Below are 21,482 nucleotides of genomic sequence, written 5' to 3' on the forward strand. Positions count from 1 at the left end.
CTGGCCATGGTCGTTCCCGAAAGCAGCCCCGACAGCGAAATGCCGGCTGGCAGCTGGAAGTTCCATCAGGGCGTTTGTCTGGCGAGCTTCGGGGGAAAAGCGCGCTTATGAAAGCGGGGCTAGCGCCTCACGCAGCGACGTCTGGAACTGGCAATCCTGCGATCTCGGCATGTTTACAGAGCTTCGCCCAAGCCACGTCGCCGACCGGCACGCCCTCTTCCAACGCCGAGCGGCGCCTTCGCGCTGCGCTATCACCCGGCATGCGGACGGGGCCGTTCCAAGGCGCGGGAGGATTGCTCCGGCATGCAGAGGCGAGAAAGTCAGACTGCATTGTAAAGGCATCCAGCCCGGCGAAAAAGGCGGGGTCGATGATCTGAAGGAAAGCGCTTTGCGAAAAGATGCCGGACGGCGCGTTCGCCCGTCCCTTGCCGGAAAGCCCCTGCCCCAGCAATTCGACGATCAGCCCGAGCCCAAAGCCCTTGTGCCCCTTCAACTGGCCGCCGAGAGGCATCATCGTCCCACCACGTTCGGTCACCTCGCGCGGATCATCGGTCGGCTCGCCTGCGGCGGTGAAAGCCCAGGCCTCAGGAAATTTCTTGCCGGCCTTCGCCAGGTTTTGCGTCATGGTCGTGGTGGTGATCGAGGCCGAGACGTCGATCAGGATCGGATCCGCAGATGTCGGGAATCCGGCCGCCATCGGGTTGGGCGTCAGAAGCGGCTTCGTGCCGCCATAGGGCGCAACGCGGCTCGCCGCGGGATGCGAAACCGACAGCTGTACGATGAGGCCCCGTTCGGTCACCTGCCGCATGAAGGCTGAAAGCGCGCAGGTATGGTGGCAGTTGCGGATCGCGGCGGTGACGACGCCATGATCGCCGACCCGTTCGCAGGCCTGCTCGATCGCCTTCGTCAGCAGCCATGCGCCCGGCAGGGATTTGCCGTCCCAAACAAAGGCTGCGCCGCGGTCATTGACGACCTCATAGCTGCCGGACTTTGCCAGCGAGCCGTCTTCCAACGCCTCGACATACCAGTTCAAAAGACTGACGCCATGGGTATCGTGGCCGATCATGTCGCCTTCCACCAGCACGGTGGCAGTCGTTTCGGCCTTGTCGGCCTCCATGCCGGCGCGGGTCAATATCTGCTTTGCGAATTGAGTCAGGGCAATGCGGTCAATCAGGGGCATCGGCATTTCTCCCTCACGTCATGGAAAGCACGGGCCGCTGTTCGCGGCGGCCCGTGGTTAAGTGCGGCATACCGGCTTACTTGAAGCGGATCTGCGACAGCTGCAGTTCGGAATTCGTCGCGATCGTCGGCTTGAAGTCGAGACGCGGCGAGACGCGGGTGAAACCGACCATGTGAAACATCGGGATGTCGGCGATGATTTCGGTGTTCACCTTGGCGAAAAGCTCCTTCCAGAGTTTTGTGCGCTCGTCGCCGGTGGCAGACGTCGCCTTGCCGATCAGCGCGTCGACGGCGGGATCCCGAACCATGGAGTGCGAGCCGTCGGTCGCGTATTTCACGAATGCGGTGAAGACGGGATCGCCAGTCGCATTGTCGTGCTGAGACTGGGTCAGCGTCGGACCGGAATCGGCGACAAAGGGCGCAACGAAGTAGCCGTTCCACACGGAAACATCGTACATGTCGAGCTTTACGTTCAGGCCGACTTCCTGAAGCATCGCCATGGTCGCTTCCATCGCTTCGGTGGCATTGGGATATTGCCCGTTGCGACCGATGATGCGGATTTCGCTATCGACCGGGACGCCGTCCGCTTTCGCTGCTGCGACCAGTTCCTTTGCTTTTTCGGGATCATAGGGCCAGGCGGGGATATCGGCATTGTAGCCGATCGTGGTTGGCACGACGAGCTGTGTCGCGATCTTTGCCTGTTCGGGGAACAGCGTTCCGAGCATCGCCTGACGATCGATGGCGAGGTTCATTGCTTCGCGGATGCGCCGGTCGTTAAGCGGTGCTGCGCGCGTATCGATGCGCAGTGATGTCGTTTCGGAATTGGGATAGGCGAAATCAGTTTCCTTGTTGGTGGCATCCTGTACGGAGACGGCCGGAACGATATCGGCTTCGCCGGCATCGACCATCGCAGCAGCAACGGCGCTGTCGGAGCGGAACAGATAGGTCGCCTGTTCCACCTGCGGCTTCTCTCCCCAATATTCCGCGTTACGCTTCAGCACGATCGACTGGCCGATATCCCATTTGTCGAACGTATAGGGGCCGGTGCCAATCGGCTTGCGGGTGAATTCGCTTGCTGGCGTCGCCTCGGCCGATTCCACAGCCATCACCGTCATCAGAAGCGGAAGAATCGGTTGCGCCGGTTTTGTCGTAATCCGGATCGTGTTGGCATCCGGCGTTTCGAAGCTGAACTCCGTGCCGCCGAAATATTTGCCGCCGGTCTCACAGCTGAGCTTCTTGTTCTTGTTGCGCTCGATGGTGAACTGAACATCTTTGGCGGTGAACGGCTTGCCATCGTGCCATTTGACATTCGGGCGCAGCTTGAACTCCCAGGTGTCGTCGTCGATCTTCGACCATTCCGTCGCCAGGCGGGGTTTGAGGCCGCCATTGACGTAGTCGAATTCCACCAGCATCTCGTTGACGTTTTCAGAAATGACCCGACCGACGTCCTGGCGCGCTGCCATACAGGGCTCGACGACATCGACGGTTTCGGCAAGCACAACACTGACGTTGCTCTTGGCATCCTCAGCGTGAGCCGAGCCGGCGCTCAGCGCGAGCACCGTGGTTGAAAAGCAGGCAGCTAACAAATGCAATTTCATTTCGTTCTCCTCCCATGCGCCTTTGGCGCTCCTCACAGTGAACTGCGTCCCGTTTCCGGTGCTCCGGCATCTATCTCCTCAGTAGTTCTCTAAAGCACAAGTGCACTAATATATTAGTTAGCGGCAAGCTTCAACTCCAGCGCTCCGAAGCGGGGAGCATTCAACCTTGGCCGGAACGCGAAATTTTACCTTGCCGAACCAATCAGTTCGCGCATCATCTCGACTTCCTCGTCGGTGAGATCCGTCAGCGGCGCCCGCACCGGTCCCGCCTCAAAGCCGCGCAAACGCACGCCTGCCTTGACGGCGGAAACCGCATAACCGGCCTTGCGATCGCGAATACGGGCAAAGGGATAGTAGAAATCGCGCAGCATCTGCTCACAGGCCGCGTCGTCACCGGCGAGGAATGCCTTGTGGAATTTCAATGCCGTTTCGGGCACGAAATTGAAGACCGCCGAGGAATAGGTCGGCATGCCGGCGCCGCGATAGGCCTGGGCAAAAAGTTCATGCGTCGGCATGCCACCAATATAGGAAAGCCGGTCCCCGAGCGCGATCGTGACACGGCGCACCGTATCGATATCACCGGTACCGTCCTTGAAGCCGATCAGATTTGGGCATTCGTCGGCAAGCTGAGCAAGCTGCTCGGCCGAAACCCGCGCCTGGCCACGATTATAAACGATAACGCCCATATTGGTGGCCTTGCAAACGGCCCGTACACGCGCGGCAATGCCATCTGCCGGCGCCTCGGTCAGGTAATGCGGCAGCAGAAGAATGCCGTCGCCGCCGGCCGCCTCGATCTCGCGCGCCATGTCGCAGGCAATCCGCGTGCCGTAGCCGCATCCGGCAATAACAGGCGCATCGCCGGATACGGCGCGGGCGGCCTTCACAACCTCAACCACCTCGCCGGGCGTCAGCGAGAACAGCTCACCAGTGCCGCCGGCAACGATCAGGCCGGCAACGGGGTAAGATGACAGCCATTCCAGATGCGCTGAAAACGGCCTGGCTGCAAACCGATCCTCGGCATCGAAAGGGGTGACGGGAAAGGACAGCAGGCCGTTGCGAATGATTTCGCGAAGTTCCGTCGGGGCAATCAATTTGGCACTCCTCGATTTCAGTTGCGCAGGTCTTGGGGCAACAGGCCGGCAGGGAAATTCTGATAGGCGACGGGGCGCAGAAACCTGCGGATCGACATGGTCCCGACGCTGGTCGCGCCGAAATTGGTCGAGGCAGGGTAGGGTCCGCCATGCACCATGGAATCGACAACCTCGACGCCGGTTGGGAAGCCATTGACCAGCAATCTGCCCGCCTTCCTTTCGAGGACCGGCAGCAGGTCGCGGGCAAGTCCAAGATCGGCATCGTCCATATGAATCGTCGCGGTCAGCTGTCCCTGGAAGCTTTCGGCAAGGGCGACCATCTCTTTAGGCGAGCCGACGCGTACGACGAGGCCGAGAGGGCCGAACACCTCTTCGCTGAGCGAGTGATCGGCAAGCCAGGCCGCGCCGTTGGTCTCGAACAGGCTCGGGGCTGCGTCGCGGCCAGCACTCTCTGCAGCGAGAACCGGCGCGACGGCATTGCTTGCCCGCATCCGGTCGACACCTTCGTGATAGGCCGTAGCGATGCCTTTGGTCAGCATCGTCTGCGGTGCCACCTTCTCAAGAGCCGACTTGGCAGCACTGGTGAACCTGTCCGCCTCCGGCCCGTCGACGACGACGGCGATACCGGGGTTGGTGCAGAACTGGCCGGCACCAAGCGTCAGTGAACCGGCCCAGCCGGAACCGATTGCCTCTGCCCGGGCGGCGGTAGCGGCCGGCAGCAGGAACATCGGATTAACGCTGCCGAGTTCCCCGAAAAAGGGGATCGGCTCAGGGCGCTGGGCGCAAAGGTCGAAGAGCGCACGGCCGCCGGCAAGCGAGCCGGTAAAGCCAACGGCTTTGATGGCCGGATGCGTCACCAGCGCCGTTCCGACATCACGGCGGCCCCCCTGGATCAGGCTGAAGACGCCGGCCGGCATTCCAGTGCGCTCGATAGCGGCTGCAATCGCCTCGGCAATAATCTCACCTGTGCCGGGATGGGCTGAATGTCCCTTCACCACGACCGGGCAGCCCGCGGCAAGTGCTGCTGCCGTATCGCCGCCGGCCGTCGAGAATGCCAGCGGAAAATTCGAGGCGCCGAAGACGGCGACGGGGCCGATCGGCCGTTGGACCAGACGGATCTCGGGCCGCGGCGCCGGTTGCCGATCGGGTTGCGCCGCATCGACGCGGGCGTCGAGATGCGCCCCCTTGCGGATATGGTCGGCAAACAATCTGAGCTGGCCGGTGGTGCGAGCGCGTTCGCCGTTCAGCCGGCCCTCCGGAAGCCCGGTTTCCTGCGTTCCGATGAGGGTGACGGCCTCGCCGCGCTTGTCGATCTCCTCGGCGATTGCCTCAAGGAAAATGGCCCGCTCCTCGCGTGTCGTTGCCGAAAATGCTGCAATAGCAGCTTCGGCGGCGCGGCAGGCGCGGTCGACCAGCTCCGTTGTGCCGACGGCAAAGTCATGTGCCTGCCCATGCGCCGGCTCGGACCGAAATGTCGTCGTTCCGGCGATCCACTCGCCGGCGATGAAATGCCTGCCTGAAGGGGTCCAGCTCATTGTTATTCTCCTCGGCGGAGCCTCGCTCCGTCCTGATGCGTGAAGTCTTGTCGAAGGTGTGCCGCATTAGAACAGGATGATTTTAGGCCAGGTCGGCCTAAAATCTGAATCCTGTTCTAAATTATATAGTGAGAGCATCATGTCGCCGAAAACCGCTTACACTTTTCGGCATCATGCTCTAGCGGCCATTCACCTTCCGCCATTCGGCAAAGAGCGTCAGATTGCTTTCGTCGGTGGCCGGGTAGAGGCCAATGATCGTGTGACCTTGCTTGACGCGCTCGGTGACGAAATCCTCGTAAGCGGTCATCTCTACCGCTTCATTGGCGATCTCGTCGGCGATCTCGGCAGGGATGACGATCACGCTGTCATCGTCGCCCACAATGACGTCGCCCGGGAAGACCGCCACATCGCCACAGCCTATCGGCACATTGATGTCGATTGCCTCGTGCAGCGTCAGGTTCGTCGGGCTGGAGGGACGATTGTGATAGGCGGGGATATCGAGACCACCGATCGTCATGGCGTCCCGGAAGCCGCCATCGGTAACGACGCCGGCGCCGCCGCGCATCATCAGACGGGTAATCAGGATGTCGCCGGCAGAGGCTGCGCGCGGATCCTTGCGGCTGTCCATCACCAGAACAGAGCCTTCCGGGCAAGTCTCGATGGCAAGCCGTTGCGGATGTTTCGGGTTCCGAAAGACGTTCATCGCATTGCGGTCCTCGCGCGCCGGCATGTAACGCAGCGTGAAGGCCGGTCCCACCATATTGCGGCCCTTCGGCTGCACCGGCCGAACATCCTGGACCGTCTGGTTTCTCAGGCCGCGCTTGAACAGTGCCGAACAGAGCGTCGCGACGGAGACGCCCATCAGCTTTTCACGGGTTGCGGGGTTCATATTTCCTTCTCCTCGTTCCAATTCAGACGCCGAAGCTGCACGTTTCCACGGTCCAGTCACGGGCTTTGCCCGTCAGGCTGCAACCAAGCCCCGGACGGGCCGGCACGATCATTCGGCCGTCCTTGATCTCGAGTTGTTCGTTGAACAGCGGCGCCAGCCAATCGAAATGCTCTACCCATGGCTCATGCGCATAGGCGGCCGCCAGGTGCAGATGGATTTCCATGGCGAAATGTGGCGCCAGGCGCATGCGTTTCGCCTCGGCGTGCGTGCAGATGCGCAGAAAGGGCGTGATGCCGCCGACCCGCGGCGCATCCGGCTGAATGAAGTCGACCGCATCGGCCCGGATCAGCGCCATGTGCTCGTCGGCGCTGGCCAGCATTTCGCCGGTGGCGATCGGCGTGGCGAGTTCGCGTGCCAGTGCCGCATGGCCCTCGGCATCATAGGCATCGAGCGGCTCTTCGATCCATTCGAGGTTGAGCGGTTCGACCAGCCGGCCGAAGCGCAACGCCGTCGTGCGGTCCCATTGCTGGTTTGCATCGACCATCAGCGGAACACGGCCATCGATATGGCTGGTCACGGCATCAAGCCGGCGAAGGTCGATCATCGGGTCCGGCTGTCCGACCTTGATCTTGATGCCGCCGATGCCGGAGGCGATCGAGTGGTCGATGGCATCGCGGATTTCCTCGACGCTCGATGACAGGAAGCCACCGGAGGTGTTGTAGCAGGCGACACTGTCGCGATGGGCGCCAAGCAGTTTTGCAAGCGGCAGGCCGGCGCGTTTCGCCTTCAGGTCCCAGAGGCAGATGTCGATGGCGGCGATTGCCTGGGTCGCAATGCCGGAGCGGCCGACCGAGGCCCCGGCCCAGCAGAGCTTGTCCCAGATGCGCGCGGTATCGTTGGGATCTTCGCCGATCAGGTCGTCGGCAAGCTCGCAGGCATGTGCATAAAGGGCAGGTCCGCCTGCCCGCTTCGAGTAACTGAAACCGAGCCCACTATGGCCAGCCTCGGAGACGATCTCGCAAAACAGAAAGGCCACCTTCGTCAGCGGCTTCTGTCGGCCCGTCAACACCTTGGCATCGCTGATCGGCCGCGCCAACGGCAGGTAGACGAGCGACAGGGTGACCGATCGGATGGCGTCCAGCTTGGACGGACCGGCAGCGAAGCCAGCCTTGGGAGGCTGTTCCGGGATCGTGCGTCGATTGTGATCAAACATCGTGGTGCCTCAGTTGATGGCCGGTTCCGGCGTCTTGCCACCGAATTCCGTCGTCAGGAAATCAAAGTCACAGCCTTTGTCGGCCTGCTCGATATGGCTGGAGAACATGAAGCCGTAACCGCGCTCGTAATGCCGCGTCGGCGCCACCCAGGCGGCCCGCCGCGCTGTGATCTCTTCTTCGGAAACCAGCATATTGAGGCTGCGTGCCGGAATATCGAGCTCGACCATGTCCCCCGTTCTCAGCAGCGCCAGAGGCCCGCCAACATAAGATTCCGGTGCGACATGCAGCACGCAGGCGCCGAAACTGGTTCCGGACATGCGGGCATCCGAGATGCGCACCATGTCGCGCAGGCCGAGCTTCAACAGCGCCTTCGGCATCGGGATCATGCCCCATTCCGGCATGCCCGGTCCGCCCTGGGGGCCGGCATTGCGGAGCACGAGAACCGTCTCCGGCGTCAGCGGGTAGTCGGGATCATCGATGATCTTCTTCATCTCCGCATAGCTGTCGGCGACCAGCGCCGGGCCGCAATGGCGGTGGAATTTCGGGTCGCAGGCCGCTGGTTTGATGACCGCGCCGTCGGGACACAGGTTCCCCTTGAGCACGGCCAGCGAACCTTCGTGATAGACCGGGTTCGACAATGGCCGGATAACGTCGTCATTGTAGATCTTCACCTGGTCGAGGCCATCCACCAAGGGTTTGCCCGTCACGGTGATCGCGGTGGGATCCAGCTTGTCCCCGAGCTGCTTCATCAGGGCGCGCAGGCCACCCGCATAAAAGAAATCCTCCATCAGGTAGGTCGAACCGGAAGGCCGGATGTTGGCGAGAACCGGCGTCGTGCGACCGATGCGATCGAGATCATCAAGCTCCAGCGGGACGCCGGCGCGCCGCGCCATGGCGATCAGGTGAATGATCGCATTGGTGGAGCAGCCGGTCGCCATGGCGACCGTGACCGCGTTGTCGACGGCCGCAGGAGTGATGATCTGGTCCGGCGTCAGATCCTCCCACACCATATCGACGATGCGGCGGCCGCAGGCCGCTGACATGCGCTGGTGGTTGGCGTCGGCTGCCGGAATCGAGGATGCGCCCGGCAGCGTCAACCCCATGGCCTCTGCGATCGCCGTCATCGTCGACGCCGTGCCCATGGTCATGCAATGGCCATAGCTGCGGGCGATTCCGCCTTCGATGCCCTGCCACTCCTCGTGGGTGATCGTGCCGGCGCGGCGCTCATCCCAGTATTTGAAGCCGTCGGTACCGGAGCCCAGCGTCTTGCCGGCATAGTTGCCGCGCAGCATCGGGCCGGCGGGCAGATAAATGAAGGGAATGCCCATGCTGACCGCGCCCATGACAAGGCCTGGTGTCGTCTTGTCGCAGCCACCCATCAGAACGGCGCCATCAACAGGATGGCTCCGCAGCAGTTCCTCGGTCTCCATCGCCAGCATATTGCGATAGAGCATCGTGGTCGGCTTGACGAAGTTTTCGGAAAGAGAAAGAGCGGGCAGCTCCATGGGGAACCCGCCCGACTGAAGAATTCCCCGCTTCACCCATTCAGCGCGTTCACGGAAATGCATGTGGCACGGCTGGGCATCGGACCAGGTGTTGATGACAGCAATGATCGGCTTTCCCTGCCAATCCTCCGGCGCGTAACCCATCTGCATGGTCCGCGACCGGTGGCCGAACGAGCGCTGATCATCTGGCAGCATCCATCGGGCGGACCGCAATTGCTCGTAGGTTTTCCTCGCGGTCACGGCTTTCTCCCACCTTTTCGCTTGTTTATCTCAGCCTTGGCACAACTGATATTTTAGTTTGACATATATATCAATGGAAAGTTTGCGTTCTTGTGCATTAGGTCGTGCGAAGCTATGAATGGGACTGAAAAGGATGCCTCACATGAATTCCCAATTCGCCTCCACATTCGGCCTGACCGCGCCCGGCTTTCCGGTCGTTGCCGGCAGTACGGTCCAGCGGGTCTATGATGATCTGCGAAAGCGCATAATCACCATTCAGCTGCCGCCGGACACCACGCTGTCGCGCACCGAGCTCACCGAGACTTATGAAGTCAGCCAGACTCCCATCCGTGACGCATTGCAACTTCTCAAGCAGGAGGGTCTGGTTCGCATTTACCCGCAGTCCCGCACTGTGGTGACCAGGATCGACGTTCTGCAAATTTACGAGGCGCATTTCCTTCGCGTGGCACTGGAAACGGAAGTCTGCCGCCGCCTCGCAACAGATCCGGACCCGGATCCCAGCGTCATCACCCGCGCCCGGTCGATCATCAAGATGCAGGCGGCAGTTGCCGACGACGCCGATCAGATTGCGATCTTCCAGGAGCTCGACGAGCTCTTTCACCAGACATTGTTCGCAGGCGCCAAGCGTAGCAGCCTCCACCAGCTGATCCGCGAGCGGTCCGGCCATCTCGAGCGTATTCGTCGCCTGCATCTGCCCGAGAAGGGCAAGATCGTCAGCATTCTCGATGGGCACCACGCCATCATCGATGCGATTGCCGCTCGCAACGAACAGGGTGCAGTCGACGCGATCCGTGAGCATCTCAGCCAAACCGTCGCAAAAGTGGAAGACCTCAGGAAGGAGTTCCCGGATTATTTCGTCTGATCTGCAGCGCCGCGGGTTTGCCGGAGTCAATTGACCGGCGTCAGCAGCGGCCTGCCTGCGAAGAAGGCGGCAAGGTTGTCGACCGTCAATTGCGCCATCCTGTCGCGCGTTTCCTCGGTACCGCTAGCGTGATGGGGATAGAGCACAACGTTGTCGAGCGCTGCGAAGCGCGGATCGGGATTGGGTTCGTCGAGGTAGACATCGATGCCGGCCGACGCGATCCGCCTTTCCTGCAAGGCCTTAATCAAGGCCGGCTCGTCGACCACGGTGCCCCGGGCAATGTTGATGAAGCTGCCCGTCGGTCCGAGCGCATTCAGCACGTCCGCCGAAATCAACCCTTCGGTCGAGGCCCCGCCCGGCGTCGCGACGATCAGGATATCGGCCCAGTCCGCCAGTTTTAGCGGCGCGTCGAAATAGGCAAAATCGTTGCCAGCCTTCTTCGTCCGCCCATAATAGCCGACCGTCAGCCCGACAGCTTCGCATCGCTTGGCAATCGCCATCCCTATGCGGCCGAGGCCGACGATCCCGGCCTTCTTGCCCGAGGTCGATGTCGTCAACGGCATCATGCCCTTCCGCGCCCAGTCGCCGGAGCGCACATAGCGGTCGCCTTCCGGCAGGCGCCGGCGTGCCGCCAGCATCAGAAGCAATGCCATGTCGGCAACGTCGTCGCACAGCACCTCGGATGTGTTGGTGAGCTTGATGCCGCGCCGTGTCATCGCTTCGACATCCATCTGGTCGTAGCCAGCCGAAGAACAGGCGGCAAGCTTTAATGCCGGCAATTTCGAAAGCAGGGCTTCGTCAATCGTCACATGGCCGTTACAGACCAGCGCGGAAGAGATCGGGCCGGCTTTCCGCAGGAGAGCATCCCGCTCTTCGCCTTTGACAAGATCCAGCCGGTGCAGCGTGTAGGTCTCCTCCAGCATCGCCATCTGACGGGGCCGGAGCGGATAGGCGACGATAACATCGGGCTTCATGCGGAAACGAGTCCTTCCTGTATGTGGCGGGCAGCGCGTCGGGTGGCCTGGACCTCCGGATCGGGATCGAGGCTCGCGGCAAGAAGCGCCTGCGTGTAGGGGTGGGAGGGTGCGTTGAAGATCTGTTCCACCGGACCCTCCTCGACAATCTCGCCGGCCTTCATGACGATGACACGATCGGCGAAATCGCGAACCACCGGCAGGTCGTGTGCGATGAATAGGTAGGACAGGCCGAATTCGCGACGCAGGCCCTCAAGCAAGGCAATCACCTGTGCCTGGATCGATACGTCGAGCGCTGAAACCGCCTCGTCGCAGATGATCAGTTTCGGCTCCATGGCCAGCGCCCGGGCGATCGCGATGCGCTGGCGCTGACCGCCGGAAAACTGATGTGGATACCTGTCGGCCATATCCGGCTTCAGGCCAACCTTGACCAGCAACTCGGCCACCCTCTCCTTCCATCTCGCTTTCGGCAGGATATCCGGGTGAATGACCCAGGCCTCGGAAATCAACCGGAACACGCTCATCCGCGGGTTCAGCGACTGGGTGGGGTCCTGAAAGACCATCTGCAAATCGCGACGCAGTCCGAATATTTCCCTCGGGGTCATCGCAAGCAGATCGTTGCCGCGGTAGAGAACCTGTCCCTCCTGCGGATCGTCGAGCCGAACGATTGCCCGGGCAAGGGTTGACTTACCGGAACCGCTCTCGCCGACAACGGCAACGGTTTCGCCGGGCATGATGACGAAGTCCACGCCCTTCAGCGCCTGGAATGCGCCAAAACTCTTCTTCAAGCCGATGGCGCGCAGCAGCGGTTCGCCCTGCCGGTCACGCTCCTGCGCCATTGCACCCTTCCCGGGTGCGGCGGCTATCAGCTTCTTCGTATAGGCGTTCTGCGGGTTGCGATAGACTTCGGCCGCATTGCCGGTTTCGACGACGCAGCCGGAATTCATCACCACGACCCGGTCGGCGATCTCGGCAACGACGCCCAAATCGTGGGTGATCAGCAACAGGCCCATTCCGGTTTCCTGCTGCAGCTCCTGCAGAAGTTCGAGCACCTGCGCCTGCACCGTAACATCAAGCGCGGTGGTGGGCTCATCGGCAATCAGGATATCGGGCTTGCAGGCGATCGCCATGGCGATCATCAGTCGCTGCCGCTGTCCGCCGGAGAACTGGAACGGATATTTTCGCATCGCCGCCTGCGGATCGGTTATGCCGACACGGCCGATCAATTCGAGCGCCCTCGCACCGGCACGCTCCGCCGACTGACCATGCGTCGTCATCATTTCGGTGATTTGCCAGCCGACCGGATAGACCGGATTGAGATGGGCGAGCGGATCCTGGAAGATCATGGCAATCTTGGCGCCGTTGATCGAGCGCCGCTCCTCGGGCGTCATTTTCAGCATGTCGCGCCCATTGAGGAGAATGGTACCGCTGGTGATCTTGCCGGGTGGCATGTCGATCAGGTTCATGATCGCCGAGGCCGACACGGACTTGCCCGAACCGCTTTCCCCGAGGATCGCCAGCGTCTCGCCGCGATCGAGATGCCAGCTGACATCCTGCACCGCCTTGACGGTACCGCTGACCGTGTGGAACTCGACCGAGAGGTCACGCACTTCCAAAAGATGTTCAGCCATTTTTCCTGCCCCTCATTTCAAGGCGCCAGCGTTGCGTCGGATCGAGTGCGATACGCAGCCAATTCGACAGAAGGTTCAGCGACAGCGTCGTCAGAATGATTGCAAGGCCCGGCCAGAAGGAAAGCCACCAGGCATTGGTGAGATAGGGTCGCCCTTGAGCAACCATGAGACCCCAGGTGATCTCCGGCGCCTGGATGCCGATCCCGAGGAAGGACAGCGAGGATTCCGCCAGCATGACGAAGGCGAAATCCAGCGTCGCGATGGTCACCAGCGTGGGGAAGATCACCGGCAGGATGTGATGGAAGACAATGCGCCAATACGATGCTCCCATGACCTTCGCTGCCTGCACGAACATCCGCTCGCGCACTTCCAGCACTTCGGCACGTGTGGTGCGCAGATAGATGGGAATGCGGGTGATCGCCAGGACGAGGACGATATTGGTGACCGAGGGTTCGAGCATGTAGAGCACGATCACCGCCAGAAGCAGCGACGGAAAGGACATGATGACATCGCCAAGGCGCATGATCCATTGAGCTGCGGAAGAGCGGCTGTAACCTGCGACCAGACCGAGCGCCGTACCGACGACAGATGATGCGAACACGGCTGCCGCGGCGACCAGGATGGTGTTTTGCGCCGCCACGACGACGCGGGCAAGAAGCGGCCTGCCCAGCGCATCGGCGCCGAGGACATAAAGCAATCCGCGGGTGATATCGAACGGTGGCGCATTTCGGCCCCGCAGGTTCTGCTTGGTGGCTATGCCCTCCAGCAGGAACGGGCCAAACAGCGCACAGAGAAGAACGATCAACAAGAACAGAGCCGCGAAGAAAGCGAGCTTGTCCGCCCACAGCATCGTCAGCCAACGCCCGGTCGGGCCGCTCGGTTTTTTCTCGGCGAGGATTTGTGTGTCGGTCATCGTCATCGCTCAATACCGGATACGCGGATCGAGCAGCGCATAAGCGAGGTCGATCAACAGGTTCATGATGAAGATCGCCAGCGCCGAGACCATGATGACGGCCAGTACGACGGCAAAATCGCGAAGCAGGATGGAATCGATCATCAGCTTGCCGATGCCCGGAAAGCCAAACACCGTCTCGACGACAACCGCACCGTTCAAGATGGCGGCAGCCTGGTCGCCGATGACGGTGATGACCGGCAGCATGGCATTGCGCAGTCCATGAATGAAGATGATTGAGTTCGAGCCGACCCCCTTGGCGCGGGCCGTCTTCACATAGGCGGAAGAGAGAACACTGATCATCGAGCCGCGGACCACCTGCAGGATCAGGCCGAAGGGCCGGATGAACAGCACGCTGACCGGCAGGATCCAGTGCCAGAACGTTCCCGTTCCCGATGTCGGCAGGACATGCAGTTTGACGGCGAAAATGACGATTGCCACGATGGCCAGCCAGAAATCCGGCGCCGCAGCGCCGATCAGCGAGAAGAAGGTGGCAAGCCGGTCGAAGACGCCGCCGACGCGAAACGCCGCGAGCGAACCGATGACGATCGCGGCGATCGTGACCAGCACCATGGTGATGACAGCCAGCCAGAAGGTCCAGACGAAGGCCTCCAGCACGACATTCATGGCCGGACGAGCCTGTCGCAGTGACTGACCGAAATTGCCTTGGGCAAGATCCGAGACATAACGGCCGAACTGCATGATCAACGGATCGTTGAAACCGTTCATCTCACGGAATTGCTGGCGCATTTCCGTGGTCGCATCGATCGGCAGATAGAGGTCGGTCGGATCGCCCGTCAGCCGGGAGAGGAAGAACACGATGACGATAAGCACCACGAGCGATACGCCACTGGCGATCGCGCGTTTGCCGATGAAACTCTTCATGCCACTCCTCCCGAGTGAACCCCATAGGGGCCGTGATGTCCGGTTTTCGTCTGGGCCGAAGCCGCCTGTCATACCCCTCCGGCAACAGGCACGGCTCGACTAACAGTCGCTATAACTGAAATATTAGTTCATCTAAAATTTTTGTGAACCCCAAAAATTGTCAGGGCTTATCAACCGGCGGCTTGCGTCGCCATGTCATGCCGCGGGTTCCAATAATGGCCGCGCCGATGATCACCACCGCGCCGATCCAGGTCTGTGCCGCCGGCACTTCCGAGAAAAATGAGAAAGCCATGAGAGCCACGACGGGCAGTCGGAGAAAGTCGAGCGGTGCCAGAACGCTTGCAGCCGCCATGCCGAAGGCACGCGTGATCAGCGTCATGTTCAGTGCGCCGAGGGCTCCTTGCATTGCAAGCAGCCCGAGTTGGCTCCAAGTAGGCATTGACCAGACCGGCAGCATAACGATCACGCCAAGCGGCACCGTCGTTATCAGATTCCACGCAACCAGCCGGTCGGCACTATCCCTCAATGCCATCCGCCGCAGCATCAATTGGCTGGCCGCCGTCAGGACCGCTCCTGCCAGTGCAAAAAGCAGCCACTGATCGAAACCGGACGCTCCAGGGCGAATAATGATCATGACGCCGACGAAGCCCGCGACAATGCCAATTACGCTGGACACGCCGACACGTTCCTTGAGCACCAGCCACGCACCGAGAACGAGAAACATGGGCATGGTGAAATTGATTGCCGTGGCATCGGCGAGTGGCGCGTGTGCAAAGGCGACGAACAAAGCAACCAACGAGGCAAGCTTAAGCCCCGCGCGCAGGACATGCAGAACACGATAGGGTGAGGCTTTCAGGTCGACCCGTGACACGATCCAGGGCGTGACGACAAGAAGTCCGAAAAACGACCGGAAAAAGCCGATCATCAATGGATGCACGTCGCCAGCCAGCAAACGTACGATGACTGCGTCGAGACTATTTAAAAAGGCGGCGGCCACCATCATGCATACGGCAAGACCTTTGCGACCGGGCTGCGTCACGCTTCTTCCGATCGAACAAAGGCAAACCCTGCTATATCGGCCATTCGATAAAGCTGCACGTTGAACCGGCAATCCATGAGAAAAAAGAGCCTTCCTGGCGTGTTTGCCAATCTCCGGGCGCCCAGCGTTTGCCGCGCCGTAGACCGCGCCCCGCCAAGGGCCGGCAGCATCCATTATCCGTAACGCGAATAACGGCTTTATCTCAATCCATCAGCTACCGTCCACACTGACGGAGCGAATTGCTTGCCGGACCGCTCTTGCCCACTGGCGTCAATTCGCAAGACTGAAAACGCTTTCACGCGGAAAGGACGACTGCCAAGCTGAAGCATGCCGCACAAACTGCGCAGCCGTCTTGCGATAATGACATGTGTTGGAAATGAAGACCTAAAGTGCGAGGAGCGAATTTGGAAGATTACGGCGCGCTTTAGTGGATCACTTCCCTTGGCTTCGTCCTGTTCGAGAACTGGTGGACGAGCATGATGCCCTGCTCAAGCAGCAACTCGGCCGCCTGCAGATCGCGCGGCGTGAGATCGCCGGATAGTCCGCGAATCGTATTTGCGACGCAGATGGAGTTGGCGACGAAGCGGGTATCGCCCTCACCTTCTGCTTCCTCGGCCGTTGCTTCCAAAGCGTTGGCGACGGTGTCGAGCAGGCTCGAGCGTTCGATAAGCGTCATGTCGTTCAGGGTTTTGGAAATGCCGTTCATGATTATCTCCTCGCGCGTGCCCAAGGCGGATCGCTGCGCCAATTTCTCCATTTCAGTCACATGGCGGTGACTGTCAGATAGGATTGCTGTCTTCAGAAGCAACTCATGGCTGCCGCGCACCTCATGCATAAGTGCAGCGAGATGGGGACGGCTCAACGAACTTCGGCCGATCATTCCAGATGCTTCAGGAGACCGGCAAGTATTGGTCGCTGGCCTTTCAAGAGCTTTATGGCTGCGTCGGCTAGGGAAAACCACCCGGCGCGATCGACCTCCGGAAAGCTTTTTACTTGGCCGGACCGTGGCGGCCATTCCATTTGAAATTCGGAACTCTGTATCACATTCACGTCCAGTACCGGATCAGCTTCGATCGACCACGCGACAACTATCTTTCCGCCAGGTTGCCCGTATTCGCCCAACGGGGTGAACCTGCCATCGACCGCTACACCCAGCTCTTCGGCAGTCTCCCTGATTGCCGCCGCGAGCTCATCTTCTCCAGGCTCGATCAACCCCTTCGGGATCGACCAGGCAGCCTCGTCTTTCCTAGCCCAGAAAGGACCGCCCGGATGGACGAGAAGGACTTCGATGTCCTTGCAAAGGCGCCGATATATCAGAAGTCCGGCGCTACGGACTACCATCGCATTGTGCCCATCACGAGGCCAGGCATTCCTCACAGATGCCGCAGCCGTCATCGTCCATCCACCGCCGCCGGCGCTTGCAGCAAAGGCAAGCACGACTGTCGGGCTGTTCTTTTGTGTCTTCCGGTGGAATGATTTCGATCGTCTTGTCGAATAGAGTGTCGGCCACAAGTTCCGCCATCTCGCTGCTCCATTAGTCTGTTCTAAATAAGATAGGAGCGGCGATCGATACCGGCAAGCTCTCGACGACGTCAGGCGGTTCAATGAAAGGGTCACTTCGACGCCGGTCAGAGCGGCAAGTGGCATGCCGAACCACGTTCGGCGATCTCAACATCCAACGCTGGGCCTTCTTGCGACAAGTGTTATAGTTAAATTTCGGTCGTCCCCCTAGACGATACGACAAAGGAATTATTCCATGGGAGACCAGAAACGCCCGCTGCAACCAGGAGAAACCGCCCCCGCATTCGCACTACCCACGGCCAACTTCGAGGGAACGGTCTCTTTCGCCGACTTGAGCGGTCGCCCGTTCGTGATCGGGTTCTTTCGCGGGCTGCACTGTCCGTTCTGCCGGCGCCAGTTAGAACAGCTTGCCAGCGTACAGCCGACCCTGCGTGCCGCCGGGGTGGAGACCGTGGCTGTTATCAACACGCCGGTGGAACGTGCGCGCCTGTATTTCCGCCACCGGCCGACGCCGATAACGCTTCTGTGTGACCCGGACTGCCGCACGCATCAGGCTTACGGTGTGCCGCATGGCGAGTTCCTGCCCGAAGGGAGCTGCGAGCAGCCCGAATGGCCCTATGGTGCAACGATGGCGCAGTTTCAGGCGGCACGTATCAACCCCACTGGCGAGCTGCCGGAACCGCTGCACCCCATGGAAGCCAACACGGTCCTCAACGCCAAGGACGGCTTCGAGCTTGACGAAGCCGATAATGCGATCTTCGCGAACCACGCTACCCAGCTCGTCGGGCACTTCCTGGTCAATGCGAACGGCACCATCGGCTGGGCACAAATCGAGGCGCTCGACGGACCGAACAGCCTCTCCATCTTCCCGACCGCGGCGGAGATCATCGCCGCTGCTGGCAGCCTTGGACGCTGACCTGCAGCGAACCCGTCCGCCAGCGTTGGCGAACTCGTCAGTCCGGAAAATCATCAGGTTAGACGGACCTCAACCGCTTTTCGGTTTTCGCGTCGAACAGATGCAGTTTGCTAAGGTCTGGGGCAATGACGATCTGGTCGCCGGTGCGGAGATCAAGGCGCTCTCTTACCGTCGCAACGAGCTGATCGGCGCCGAACTTCGTGGTTACCTGGATCTCGGCACCAGTAGGCTCGACGAGGACGACCTCAGCGGCAACAGGTCCTTGTCCGATTGTAAGATGCTCAGGGCGAATGCCGTAAATGAGCCGTGCGCCGCGGTCCAATGACGCTACTTCGGGCAGCGGTAATCTATCTCCGCCGTCCGTGATCAACTCCAGCGGTCCCGACGTGCTGACCTGCCCTCGAATAAGGTTCATCGCCGGCGAACCGATGAAGCCCGCCACGAAAAGGTTTGCCGGCCGGTCGTAGAGATCGAGCGGCGAGCCTATCTGCTCGACGAAGCCATCCCGCATCACAACAATCCGATCGGCCATCGTCATGGCCTCGATCTGATCGTGGGTGACGTAAATGGTCGTTGTCTTCAGTCGCTGATGCAGTTGCTTGATTTCCGAACGCATCTGGACACGCAGCTTCGCGTCCAGGTTCGACAATGGTTCGTCAAACAGGAAGACCTGCGGATTTCTGACGATGGCACGGCCCATCGCCACGCGTTGCCGTTGGCCACCGGACAGATTTCTCGGATATCTGTCGAGCAGATGCTCGAGCCCCAGAATTTCAGCGGCCTCTCGAACACGCTGCTTGGTCTGTGCTTTGGGTGCTTTCGCCAGCTTCAGCGAAAAACCCATATTCGCCTCGACGGTCAGATGGGGGTAGAGCGCATAGGACTGGAAAACCATCGCGATATCGCGTTCTTTTGGCGCGACATTGTTCACGACCTTGCTGCCGATCGATATCCGGCCAGCTGAAATCTCTTCGAGGCCGGCGATCATCCGCAACAATGTCGACTTCCCGCAGCCGGACGGACCGACCAGGATCACGAATTCGCCGTCTTGGATATCAATATCCACCCCATGCAGAACCTCGAAGTGACCGTAGCTCTTGCGGGCATTCGCCACACTTACTGACGCCATAACTTTCTCCGGCTGAATGTTGATATCTTCGGGATGCAGCCGCTCGTCTGACACGGCTGTCGATTGCTCATCGGTTTGCCGTGGCGCCTGAATAAGGTGCCAATGCCGTGTCGATCGCAGCAAGGCAGAGCTCGCGGGCCTTCGGAGCGACCCGCTTTGACACCACGTCAGAATAGAGTCGGCCGAGATATTGGCTGATCAGAGTTTCGGGAATTTCATCGGGAAGCCGGCGGAACAATTCGCCGACCGCGGCGGATGCGCGAGGATCCGGCCAGTAATAGCGAATTCGATCACTATAGCTGAAATGCCGTTGCAGTCGCTCCTCATCCGGACTGCCGCCATAGTGGGCCGCCCAGCTTGCCGGTTGCTCGACCATGATCTTTTCCATGGTCGTCACCAGTCCGGTTCGCGGTGTCCTGCCTGCAAGCACATCAGCGATCGCATCGAGACCGTACAGCGCTTCGCGCAGCGCGAAAGTCAGTCCTGGTCCGACCTTGAGGATTGCAAAGCCGTCGTCAACGAGAGCAGACAAGGCTTCGGCCGGTTGGTAGTCGGTAGAATGTGCTTCGAAAACCAAACCCGGCATGTCGTCCAGCGAACGAATAAGGCTCTTGGCCCGTTCAGGCTTGTAAAGCGCCACGTCCGTGTTGCCAAATTCCACACCCGGCTGAACCACGATTCCAATGACCCGCTCCATCGCCGACGCCAAACCTGCTTTGGCAAACGACGCCCGGTGAACCGCCAGGGTTTTCATCGCCGCATCGGCCCGGGTGATTTCGATTTCTTCGAGTGCGTGCGTTGCGCCACCCGGAGGCGGCACCTCGGTTCCGATGATATAGACCGGCGGACGACGGCCTGAACGAAGAGCGGCCTCTTCCGCGGCCTTTGCCAATCGAGCGGCCCGCGACGCGGTCAATTCGTCATCGAGCGCCATTGGTTCACCGGCACAGCCCATCGACGTGTCCAGGTGAATCTTTTCGAACCCTGCCTCGACATAGGCCGTCACCATAGCCATGGCGCGCAGCATTGCCTCCTCGGCCGCCAACGTCCTCCATGGGTTGGGGCCGAGGTGATCGCCTCCCAGGATGATGCGTTCGGCTGGAAAACCAGTCGCTGCGGCGACGTCCTCGATAAACCGGCGAAAGTCGACCGGCGTCATCGCGGTATAGCCGCCCTCCTGATTGACCTGATTGCAGGTGGCTTCGATGAAAACCGCCCGGTGCTCCATGCCGGCACGCAGAAGGGCTGCCTCAATGACCAGCGGATGAGCCGAGCAGACCGAAGTGACGCCATGGGGAAAAGGCAGGTTTCGGGCACCGAAAAGCTTTCGCAGCGCGATCTGCCGGTTCTCTTCGATCCTCGTCATGCGAGCGTCACAACCTTCGTCAGGTGACGGGGAGAGACCGTATCGATTTGCCGAGCCTGCGCGGCCCGTTCGCCGAGGACCTGCAGCGCCGGAAGGACAACGAGACCCGCAAGCGACAGATCGACATCGACGGCGAGTTCGAGATCGCCTGGACCACCTACACCGATGACGACCGCGCCTTTTTCTCTCAGTTCTCCCACCAGTTTCGTCTCCGCTTCCCTCTGGTCGGAGCTGTACAGCATGACCGCAACCGTCTTCCCGTCAACGAGGCTGATCGGCCCATGCCGGTATTCCAGCGGGTGGAAGGCCTGGGTCATGATCTGGCTCATTTCCATGAGCTTCAGCGCTCCCTCCAGGGCAACGCCGAAGAGCGGCCCGCCACCGAGGAAGACGAAGTGCGACCGGTCCGCGATAATTCCAGGAAGCGCGGCATCAAGAGCGCTCGCGAGCTTGCGGGCCGAATTCACGACCGAGGCAGGAACCTTCTGCCCGATCATCTGCAAACCGAGAAGGACCATGAGGCTCGCCGATACCGTCATGACGATACCTTCGTCCGGATGGGTTTCGGCAGCGATCATCCGATCGCAATTTTTCGCGAGAGAGCTTTCCGGTTCGACGGTTATCGCCGTCACGAAAGCGCCGGCGGCCCGGCTTGCCTTTGCCGCGGCAACTGTCTCCGTCGTCTCGCCGCTGCGGGAAAGCGCGACGACGTGCGTGTTACGCCACTCCGGCCAGAAGGCCGACGGCCGGTTTTGCCATTCGGCACCGGGAACCGCGATTGCCTTGCGACCGGCCATATTCGAATAGGATGCTAGCGCAAGCGCCAGATTGAAGGAGGTGCCGCAGCCGACGAAGACGAGCAGCTCCGCGCTATCGATAGCTGAATTCGAGCCGATCGCCTTCTCCCAGTAGGGAAATTGCTCGAAAATGACTTTTTCGGTCGTGTTCATGAAGTC

19 protein-coding genes are annotated in these 21,482 nt (G+C 60.7%); 2 read left to right on the top strand and 17 right to left on the bottom strand.

What is annotated here, in order from left to right:
• Positions 1-127 precede the first annotated feature (127 nt).
• The 7 genes from C3Y91_RS09220 to araD all read right to left on the bottom strand — a co-directional run bounded on the left by C3Y91_RS09220 (position 128) and on the right by araD (position 9,251).
• On the bottom strand, positions 128-1,186 hold the full coding sequence (locus C3Y91_RS09220) for an Ldh family oxidoreductase (RefSeq protein ID WP_130665639.1): 1,059 nt from the start codon (positions 1,184-1,186) through the stop codon (positions 128-130).
• Between the two features lie 70 nt (positions 1,187-1,256).
• Positions 1,257-2,777 (bottom strand): ABC transporter substrate-binding protein, encoded by a 1,521-nt coding sequence (locus C3Y91_RS09225; RefSeq protein ID WP_168575266.1) that lies wholly within the window; start codon positions 2,775-2,777, stop codon positions 1,257-1,259.
• A gap of 185 nt (positions 2,778-2,962) precedes the next feature.
• Positions 2,963-3,868 carry a 5-dehydro-4-deoxyglucarate dehydratase gene (locus C3Y91_RS09230; protein ID WP_027688003.1) on the bottom strand — a complete coding sequence of 302 codons (906 nt, stop codon included), beginning with the start codon at positions 3,866-3,868 and terminating at the stop codon, positions 2,963-2,965.
• 17 nt (positions 3,869-3,885) lie between these two features.
• The gene (locus C3Y91_RS09235) at positions 3,886-5,403 is read right to left on the bottom strand and encodes an aldehyde dehydrogenase (NADP(+)) (RefSeq protein WP_130663178.1); all 1,518 of its coding nucleotides are present in this window, start codon (positions 5,401-5,403) and stop codon (positions 3,886-3,888) included.
• 178 nt (positions 5,404-5,581) lie between these two features.
• Positions 5,582-6,292 carry a ribonuclease activity regulator RraA gene (locus C3Y91_RS09240; RefSeq protein WP_130665641.1) on the bottom strand — a complete coding sequence of 237 codons (711 nt, stop codon included), beginning with the start codon at positions 6,290-6,292 and terminating at the stop codon, positions 5,582-5,584.
• A gap of 22 nt (positions 6,293-6,314) precedes the next feature.
• Positions 6,315-7,505, bottom strand: coding sequence for an L-talarate/galactarate dehydratase (locus tag C3Y91_RS09245; protein WP_130665642.1), 1,191 nt, complete (start codon positions 7,503-7,505; stop codon positions 6,315-6,317).
• A 9-nt stretch (positions 7,506-7,514) separates the two neighbouring features.
• The gene (gene araD / locus C3Y91_RS09250) at positions 7,515-9,251 is read right to left on the bottom strand and encodes an L-arabinonate dehydratase (protein WP_130676374.1); all 1,737 of its coding nucleotides are present in this window, start codon (positions 9,249-9,251) and stop codon (positions 7,515-7,517) included.
• A 142-nt stretch (positions 9,252-9,393) separates the two neighbouring features.
• Between araD and C3Y91_RS09255 the strand changes: the two genes are divergently transcribed.
• Positions 9,394-10,113 carry a GntR family transcriptional regulator gene (locus C3Y91_RS09255; RefSeq protein WP_018480299.1) on the top strand — a complete coding sequence of 240 codons (720 nt, stop codon included), beginning with the start codon at positions 9,394-9,396 and terminating at the stop codon, positions 10,111-10,113.
• Positions 10,114-10,139: 26 nt separating this feature from the next.
• Here C3Y91_RS09255 and C3Y91_RS09260 read toward each other — a convergent pair whose 3' ends face one another.
• The 7 genes from C3Y91_RS09260 to C3Y91_RS09290 form a co-directional block, all read right to left on the bottom strand.
• Positions 10,140-11,087, bottom strand: a complete 948-nt coding sequence (locus C3Y91_RS09260) for a 2-hydroxyacid dehydrogenase (protein ID WP_024321451.1) — start codon at positions 11,085-11,087, stop codon at positions 10,140-10,142.
• The gene (locus tag C3Y91_RS09265) at positions 11,084-12,718 is read right to left on the bottom strand and encodes an ABC transporter ATP-binding protein (RefSeq protein WP_130687351.1); all 1,635 of its coding nucleotides are present in this window, start codon (positions 12,716-12,718) and stop codon (positions 11,084-11,086) included. Before C3Y91_RS09265 ends, C3Y91_RS09260 begins: the two co-directional genes overlap by 4 nt.
• Positions 12,711-13,637, bottom strand: a complete 927-nt coding sequence (locus tag C3Y91_RS09270; protein ID WP_174826991.1) for an ABC transporter permease — start codon at positions 13,635-13,637, stop codon at positions 12,711-12,713. The genes C3Y91_RS09265 and C3Y91_RS09270 overlap by 8 nt, the downstream gene beginning before the upstream one ends.
• A gap of 3 nt (positions 13,638-13,640) precedes the next feature.
• Positions 13,641-14,555 carry an ABC transporter permease gene (locus tag C3Y91_RS09275; RefSeq protein WP_024321454.1) on the bottom strand — a complete coding sequence of 305 codons (915 nt, stop codon included), beginning with the start codon at positions 14,553-14,555 and terminating at the stop codon, positions 13,641-13,643.
• A 160-nt stretch (positions 14,556-14,715) separates the two neighbouring features.
• Positions 14,716-15,558, bottom strand: coding sequence for a DMT family transporter (locus tag C3Y91_RS09280; RefSeq protein ID WP_130687467.1), 843 nt, complete (start codon positions 15,556-15,558; stop codon positions 14,716-14,718).
• Between the two features lie 460 nt (positions 15,559-16,018).
• Entirely contained in the window at positions 16,019-16,300 is a 282-nt protein-coding gene (locus tag C3Y91_RS09285) for a hypothetical protein (protein ID WP_130665648.1), read from the bottom strand.
• A 170-nt stretch (positions 16,301-16,470) separates the two neighbouring features.
• Complete coding sequence (locus C3Y91_RS09290; protein WP_130665649.1) at positions 16,471-16,935, bottom strand: NUDIX hydrolase; 465 nt, start codon at positions 16,933-16,935, stop codon at positions 16,471-16,473.
• Positions 16,936-17,350: 415 nt separating this feature from the next.
• Between C3Y91_RS09290 and C3Y91_RS09295 the strand changes: the two genes are divergently transcribed.
• On the top strand, positions 17,351-18,031 hold the full coding sequence (locus C3Y91_RS09295) for a redoxin domain-containing protein (RefSeq protein WP_130663186.1): 681 nt from the start codon (positions 17,351-17,353) through the stop codon (positions 18,029-18,031).
• Between the two features lie 58 nt (positions 18,032-18,089).
• Here C3Y91_RS09295 and C3Y91_RS09300 read toward each other — a convergent pair whose 3' ends face one another.
• The 3 genes from C3Y91_RS09300 to C3Y91_RS09310 all read right to left on the bottom strand — a co-directional run bounded on the left by C3Y91_RS09300 (position 18,090) and on the right by C3Y91_RS09310 (position 21,476).
• Positions 18,090-19,160, bottom strand: a complete 1,071-nt coding sequence (locus tag C3Y91_RS09300; RefSeq protein ID WP_130663187.1) for an ABC transporter ATP-binding protein — start codon at positions 19,158-19,160, stop codon at positions 18,090-18,092.
• 67 nt (positions 19,161-19,227) lie between these two features.
• Positions 19,228-20,526, bottom strand: a complete 1,299-nt coding sequence (locus C3Y91_RS09305; RefSeq protein WP_130687355.1) for a D-tagatose-bisphosphate aldolase, class II, non-catalytic subunit — start codon at positions 20,524-20,526, stop codon at positions 19,228-19,230.
• A complete protein-coding gene (locus C3Y91_RS09310; RefSeq protein WP_027688017.1) occupies positions 20,523-21,476 on the bottom strand; it encodes an SIS domain-containing protein in 954 nt (317 codons plus the stop codon). Before C3Y91_RS09310 ends, C3Y91_RS09305 begins: the two co-directional genes overlap by 4 nt.
• Positions 21,477-21,482: the final 6 nt, after the last annotated feature.

Source organism: Rhizobium ruizarguesonis (assembly GCF_012349115.1).
Taxonomy (GTDB): domain Bacteria; phylum Pseudomonadota; class Alphaproteobacteria; order Rhizobiales; family Rhizobiaceae; genus Rhizobium; species Rhizobium ruizarguesonis.

Bases quoted from the DNA above. Each gene is read 5' to 3' on its own strand.
- C3Y91_RS09220 (WP_130665639.1), bottom strand. From the start codon at position 1,186: ATGCCGATGCCCCTGATTGACCGCATTGCCCTGACTCAATTCGCAAAG.
- C3Y91_RS09225 (WP_168575266.1), bottom strand. From the start codon at position 2,777: ATGAAATTGCATTTGTTAGCTGCCTGCTTTTCAACCACGGTGCTCGCG.
- C3Y91_RS09235 (WP_130663178.1), bottom strand. From the start codon at position 5,403: ATGAGCTGGACCCCTTCAGGCAGGCATTTCATCGCCGGCGAGTGGATC.
- C3Y91_RS09240 (WP_130665641.1), bottom strand. From the start codon at position 6,292: ATGAACCCCGCAACCCGTGAAAAGCTGATGGGCGTCTCCGTCGCGACG.
- C3Y91_RS09245 (WP_130665642.1), bottom strand. From the start codon at position 7,505: ATGTTTGATCACAATCGACGCACGATCCCGGAACAGCCTCCCAAGGCT.
- C3Y91_RS09255 (WP_018480299.1), top strand. From the start codon at position 9,394: ATGAATTCCCAATTCGCCTCCACATTCGGCCTGACCGCGCCCGGCTTT.
- C3Y91_RS09260 (WP_024321451.1), bottom strand. From the start codon at position 11,087: ATGAAGCCCGATGTTATCGTCGCCTATCCGCTCCGGCCCCGTCAGATG.
- C3Y91_RS09265 (WP_130687351.1), bottom strand. From the start codon at position 12,718: ATGGCTGAACATCTTTTGGAAGTGCGTGACCTCTCGGTCGAGTTCCAC.
- C3Y91_RS09270 (WP_174826991.1), bottom strand. From the start codon at position 13,637: ATGACGATGACCGACACACAAATCCTCGCCGAGAAAAAACCGAGCGGC.
- C3Y91_RS09275 (WP_024321454.1), bottom strand. From the start codon at position 14,555: ATGAAGAGTTTCATCGGCAAACGCGCGATCGCCAGTGGCGTATCGCTC.
- C3Y91_RS09280 (WP_130687467.1), bottom strand. From the start codon at position 15,558: ATGATGGTGGCCGCCGCCTTTTTAAATAGTCTCGACGCAGTCATCGTA.
- C3Y91_RS09285 (WP_130665648.1), bottom strand. From the start codon at position 16,300: ATGAACGGCATTTCCAAAACCCTGAACGACATGACGCTTATCGAACGC.
- C3Y91_RS09290 (WP_130665649.1), bottom strand. From the start codon at position 16,935: ATGGTAGTCCGTAGCGCCGGACTTCTGATATATCGGCGCCTTTGCAAG.
- C3Y91_RS09295 (WP_130663186.1), top strand. From the start codon at position 17,351: ATGGGAGACCAGAAACGCCCGCTGCAACCAGGAGAAACCGCCCCCGCA.
- C3Y91_RS09300 (WP_130663187.1), bottom strand. From the start codon at position 19,160: ATGGCGTCAGTAAGTGTGGCGAATGCCCGCAAGAGCTACGGTCACTTC.
- C3Y91_RS09305 (WP_130687355.1), bottom strand. From the start codon at position 20,526: ATGACGAGGATCGAAGAGAACCGGCAGATCGCGCTGCGAAAGCTTTTC.
- C3Y91_RS09310 (WP_027688017.1), bottom strand. From the start codon at position 21,476: ATGAACACGACCGAAAAAGTCATTTTCGAGCAATTTCCCTACTGGGAG.